The sequence below is a fragment of the Streptacidiphilus anmyonensis genome (genome assembly GCF_000787855.1).
Taxonomy (GTDB): domain Bacteria; phylum Actinomycetota; class Actinomycetes; order Streptomycetales; family Streptomycetaceae; genus Streptacidiphilus; species Streptacidiphilus anmyonensis.
In genome coordinates, this window is the sequence record NZ_BBPQ01000011.1 from 95302 (window position 1) to 100036 (window position 4735).

General features: G+C 72.0%; 5 protein-coding genes. 1 reads left to right on the forward strand and 4 read right to left on the reverse strand.

The window, feature by feature from the left end; genetic code table 11:
* The first annotated feature begins 67 nt into the window (after positions 1 to 67).
* On the forward strand, positions 68 to 637 hold the full coding sequence (locus TR50_RS13745; RefSeq protein WP_042420188.1) for a hypothetical protein: 570 nt from the start codon (positions 68 to 70) through the stop codon (positions 635 to 637).
* Between the two features lie 112 nt (positions 638 to 749).
* Here the strand turns inward: TR50_RS13745 and TR50_RS13750 are convergent, their stop codons facing one another.
* The 4 genes from TR50_RS13750 to TR50_RS13760 form a co-directional block, all read right to left on the reverse strand.
* Positions 750 to 2669 carry a S53 family peptidase gene (locus TR50_RS13750; protein ID WP_084700219.1) on the reverse strand — a complete coding sequence of 640 codons (1920 nt, stop codon included), beginning with the start codon at positions 2667 to 2669 and terminating at the stop codon, positions 750 to 752.
* A 262-nt stretch (positions 2670 to 2931) separates the two neighbouring features.
* Positions 2932 to 3096, reverse strand: coding sequence for a hypothetical protein (locus TR50_RS46690; RefSeq protein ID WP_160311111.1), 165 nt, complete (start codon positions 3094 to 3096; stop codon positions 2932 to 2934).
* 111 nt (positions 3097 to 3207) lie between these two features.
* Positions 3208 to 3741, reverse strand: a complete 534-nt coding sequence (tsaE, locus tag TR50_RS13755; RefSeq protein WP_042420194.1) for a tRNA (adenosine(37)-N6)-threonylcarbamoyltransferase complex ATPase subunit type 1 TsaE — start codon at positions 3739 to 3741, stop codon at positions 3208 to 3210.
* Positions 3742 to 3783: 42 nt separating this feature from the next.
* The coding region (locus TR50_RS13760; RefSeq protein WP_152648394.1) for an alpha/beta fold hydrolase at positions 3784 to 4735 on the reverse strand (952 nt) is incomplete at its 5' end.

Sequence of the window (4735 nt, forward strand, 5' to 3'; positions counted from 1 at the left end):
ACGGGTGGGAGGATGAGAGGCTTAGCCCCGAAGGCCACTGCTGCTTGCCGCTCCGTTGGAGGATCCCGTGGCGAAACTCGGTTCGGGCTCGGTCGTCACCGTGCTGACCGCCGGCGCCCTCGCCGTCGTCGCCGTGCTCGCCGTCCAGGCGAAGAGCTCCGCGTCCTCGGTCACGGCCGCGCCGGGCGGGAAGACGCCCGCCGTCTCGGCCAGCAGCGCGCCGGCCGGCAAGGCGAGCCCGAGCAAGCCCGCCGCGGTGCCGAAGGACTCGGGCGCGGGCAAGCGCCTGGTGTACTCGGTGAGCCAGAAGCGGGTGTGGCTGGTCGACCCGTCCCAGTCGGGGCAGACCCGGACCTTCACCGTCCAGCCGGGCTCGGTCGACCCGGCCCCTGGCACGTACTCGGTCACCAGCACCACCGCCGGACCGATCGCCGGCTCGGACGGCAAGCAGGTGAAGAACATCGTGCGCTTCGCCACCCGCGAGGGCATCTTCATCGGTTTCAGCTCGGCGGTCGACGGCTCGACTCCGGCAGCGGACCCGAGCAAGAAGACCGGCGGAATCCGCGAGACCGTGGCCGACGGTCAAGCGCTGTTCGACTTCGCGCCCTTCGACACCAAGGTCGTCGTCGTGGCCTGACCGCGCGGGCCCACAGGGCGAACGCGGAGCGCCCCTCGCACCATCGGTGCGAGGGGCGCTCGTCGGTTCAGCCGCGCGTCAGCGCGTCAGCACGTCCGTGCCGTCAGTGCCGTCAGTGCCGGTCACGCCAGTTGTAGGACTCGATGTACCGCGCGTTCGGGCTGCCGACGCCGGTGACGTCGTCGTAGCCCTTGGTGGCGTTCAGCGAGGAGTCCTGACCGAGGGTCCGCAGCGAGACCGCGAGGCCCTGGGAGGCGTCGACGCTGTTCACGAAGTCGACACGGGCGTCGGCCAGGCCGACGTTCGGGCCGAAGGGGTGGTCGGTCACGTCGTGGAAGAGACCGTGGCGGGCGTAGATCGCCGGGTCGGCGAAGCCGAGCGGGAAGCCCTGCTCCTGCTGCGCCAGCGCCTGGAGGGCCGCGAAGACCGGGGAGGCGAGGCTGGTGCCGCCGATGCGGTACTCGCCGTACTTGACGGTGCCGTCAGGCCACGTCTGGGTCTGGCCGACCAGGAAGCCGGTGGTCGGGTCGGCGACCGCCGCCACGTCCGGAACGACGCGCATCGCGGACTTGTTGCCGTTCGCGTGCGAGAGCGCCGAGGGGACGAGGTTCTTCTGGAACCAGGGCTGCGCGACGCGCGCGCTGGTGCCGCCGCCCGCACCGCCGTGGAAGGCGCCGGGGAAGCCGGTCCAGCTCTTGCCGTCGGCCGAGAGCGTGGACTTGCCGGTGCCCCAGCCCGTCTCGAACTCGTAGTTGCCGCGCTTGCCGATGGCCAGCGAGGTGCCGCCGACCGCCGTCACGTACGGCAGGGAGGCGGGCATGTCGCTCTGCCGCGTACCGGTGTTGGCGACCTCGTCGCCGTTGTCACCGGAGGAGAAGTAGAAGCCGATGCCCTCGGCCGCGCCGCGCAGGAAGATGTCGTCGTAGACGGCGTCGCTGGCCGGGTCGCTCTGGTTCTCGGGCTCGCCCCAGGAGTCGGAGACGATGGTGGCCAGCCGGTTGGTGACGATGGTGTTGAGCGCGTCGATCAGGTCCGCGTCCTGGCAGGAGGCCGCGCCGACGTAGTGGATGTTCGCCGCCGGGGCGACCGCGTGGACCGCCTCGATGTCGAGCGTCTGCTCGCCGTACCAGCCGGAGGCGCCGCACTGGTTGTCGGCGGTCTGCGTCCAGGTGGCCGCGTCGGTCTGCTTGAACTGGCCGCTCTTGTAGGCCGCGTCGCCGTTGCGCTGGGCGTAGGTGCGGATGTCGGCGTTGATGGTCGGCGAGTCGTACGCGTCGACGATCGCGACGGTGACGCCCTTGCCGGTCTTGCCCGTCGCCGTCGCGCCGTAGGCGGAGCGCAGCTGGTGGCCGTTGTAGCCCTTGATGGCGTAGGGAACCGTCCTGCCGTAGGCCTTCGGCAGCGTCTTGGCCTCGTTGGAGCCGTAGTAGCTGGAGAACGGACCGGCGTTGACGAACGCGGCGCCGGGGCCGGGCAGCGTGTCGTCGTGCGTCATCATCGACGGCTTGTTGGTCAGGCCGGTGACGGTCAGCACCGTGTCGGCCACCGCGGCCGGCACGACCGGGGAGGCGGTCGGGGCGCGGTAGACGTGCCCGGAGACCGCGAAGTCGTGCAGCTGCACGCCGAAGGCGCGCTGGGCGGCGGCGACGTCACCGGTGACGGCGACGTAGTTGCCGTCGGGGTCGACCGAGGTGTGCAGGCCGGCGCCGTGCAGCCAGGCGACGACCTTGGCGATCTGCGCCTTGGTGGCGCCGAAGCGCTGCTTGACCTGAGCGGCGCTCAGGTAGTGGCCGTAGTCCGCGCTGGTCGGGTCCGAGACCTGGGCGACGAGCTGCTGCAGCCCGGCCTGATCACCCGTCAGGTAGACGCGGGCGTCGACCGTGTCGTGCGCGGCGGTCTGTCCGCGGTCCGCGGAGGCCGCGGCCCACGCGGGCTTGCCGCCCGCGACCGCGTGCCCCTGGGGCGACGACGCGGCGACGGCGGGCGATCCAGCGGCGACGACGGCGGCGATCAGCGGCAGGGTCGCTGCCATCGCCACACCGGCGCGCCGGTTTACTCCCCTGATGTGCATCGAACAAATCCTCCCCGGGCCGCAAGAACAGTGGGATCTGACGAACCCCCTGTTATGACAGGGGGAATCGAACCGGGGAATGAACCGTGGGTCAAGAGTGCGAGACTCGGTGTTACCGAGCGCAGTGGTGGCAAAGCCGAATTTAACAATCGGCAACATTCCGCAGCGGGTCGACAAATCCCTTTACAGTCGCCGACGGCCGCTAACGCGATCTGACCATGCGTCACTCGGGCGGCTGACAGACCGCCTTCACGGAGGCGCTGCACGCGAGCAGCCGAGCCACCGTCACCTCGGGCGCGGGCGCCGACAGCTGGCCGGGCTCCTCGCACGCCGCAGGAAGATCCTGGGCATCGGTGACGATACGGATGAAGGGGGTCATGCCGGGCATGCGGTCTCCCCGAGGGGTGTCGGCGCTGGCTCGGTTCATCTTCCCGACAGCGCGTCGGGAACACAACCGCCGACCGGCGGGCCTCACCCCTCCGAGCGGATCACCGCACGGTCACGCGCGGGCGGCGGCCAGCGCACCCAGGTCGACCTCCGCCCAGCGCGGGCCGATCCCGTCGAGGGTCACCGTGCGCACGTCCGGGACGTCCGGGTCGAGGTCCTGCTCCAGCGAGAGCCCCTCCTCGCCGCCGAGAGCGCGCTCGATGCGCACCTCCAGCCGGGACTCCGACAGTCCCTCGACCTTGCCCTCGCCCCACTCGACCACGATCACCGACTCCGGCAGCGAGACGTCGAGGTCCAGGTCCTCCATCTGGTCCAGGCCGCCGCCCAGTCGGTAGGCGTCCACATGGACCAGCGCCGGGCCGCCGACCAGCGAGGGGTGCACCCGGGCGATGACGAAGGTCGGCGAGGTGACCGCGCCGCGCACGCCCAGGCCCTCCCCGAGCCCGCGGGTCAGCGTGGTCTTCCCGGCGCCCAGTTCACCGGAGAGCAGCACCAGGTCACCGGGGCGCAGCACGGTGGCGAGGGTGCGGCCGAGCTCCTGCATCGCGGCCGGGTCCAGGACGGTGAGGGTGGCGGCGTTGCCCATGGTGTGCGGCGGTCCTTCCGTGGTGCGACTGGTCGTTCAGGTTCAGGCGTGCTCGGCGAGCAGGTGCACGGGGGGCGGCAGCGCGGCGCCGCAGTGCGCGGCCGCGCGCTCCAGCAGCCGGGCCAGGCGGGAGTTGACCAGCTCGGGCCGCTCCAGCATCAGCAGATGCCCGGTGTCCGGCAGTATCTCCAGCTCGGCGCCGGGCAACTGCGCGGCGATGGCCTCGCTGTGCGCGGGCGGCGTGAGCAGGTCCCGGTCGCCCGCGAGGACGAGCGTCGGCAGATCACGCAGCACCGCGAGCGCGCCGGTCTTGTCGTGGGCGGGAAACGCGGGGAAGAACTCCGCGACCACGTCCACCGGCGTGGCCTCCAGCAGCTGCTGCGCGAAGCGGGCGCGGGCCGGATCGACGTCGTCGGTGCCGAAGGAGAATCGGTGGTAGACGGCTGCCGTCAGCTCGCTGCTGAGCCGTCTGCCGCGCTCCACCAGCCCCGCCTGACGGCCCAGCGCCTTGATGACGCCGGGGCCGACCCGGTGGAACATCTTCGCCCCGACGCCGGGCAGCCCGAAGGTGACGTCGCGCCAGTTCCCGGCGGTGGTGCCGAGCAGGGCGACTCCCGCGACGCGTTCCGCGAACAGCTCGGGCCGCTGGTCGGCCAAGGCCATCACGGTCATCCCGCCCATCGAGTGCCCGACCAGCACCAGCGGCCCGGTCGGCGCGACGGCGTCGATGACCGCGCCCAGATCGCCGCCGAGCTGGTCGATCGAGGCCGGCTCCCCGGCGAGGTAGCCGCGCGAACGCTCGGACCGCCCGTGGCTGCGCTGGTCGAAGAAGACCAGCCGCAGGCCGTCCCGGAACGCCTCGCGCTGGAAGTGCCAGCTGTCCTGGTTCAGGCAGTACCCGTGCACGAACACGACGGTCAACGGCGGCGTCGGGGCCGCGCCCAGCCAGGTCCCGACGCCGGCCAGCACCCCGCCGAGCGGCCCCGGCTCGGGG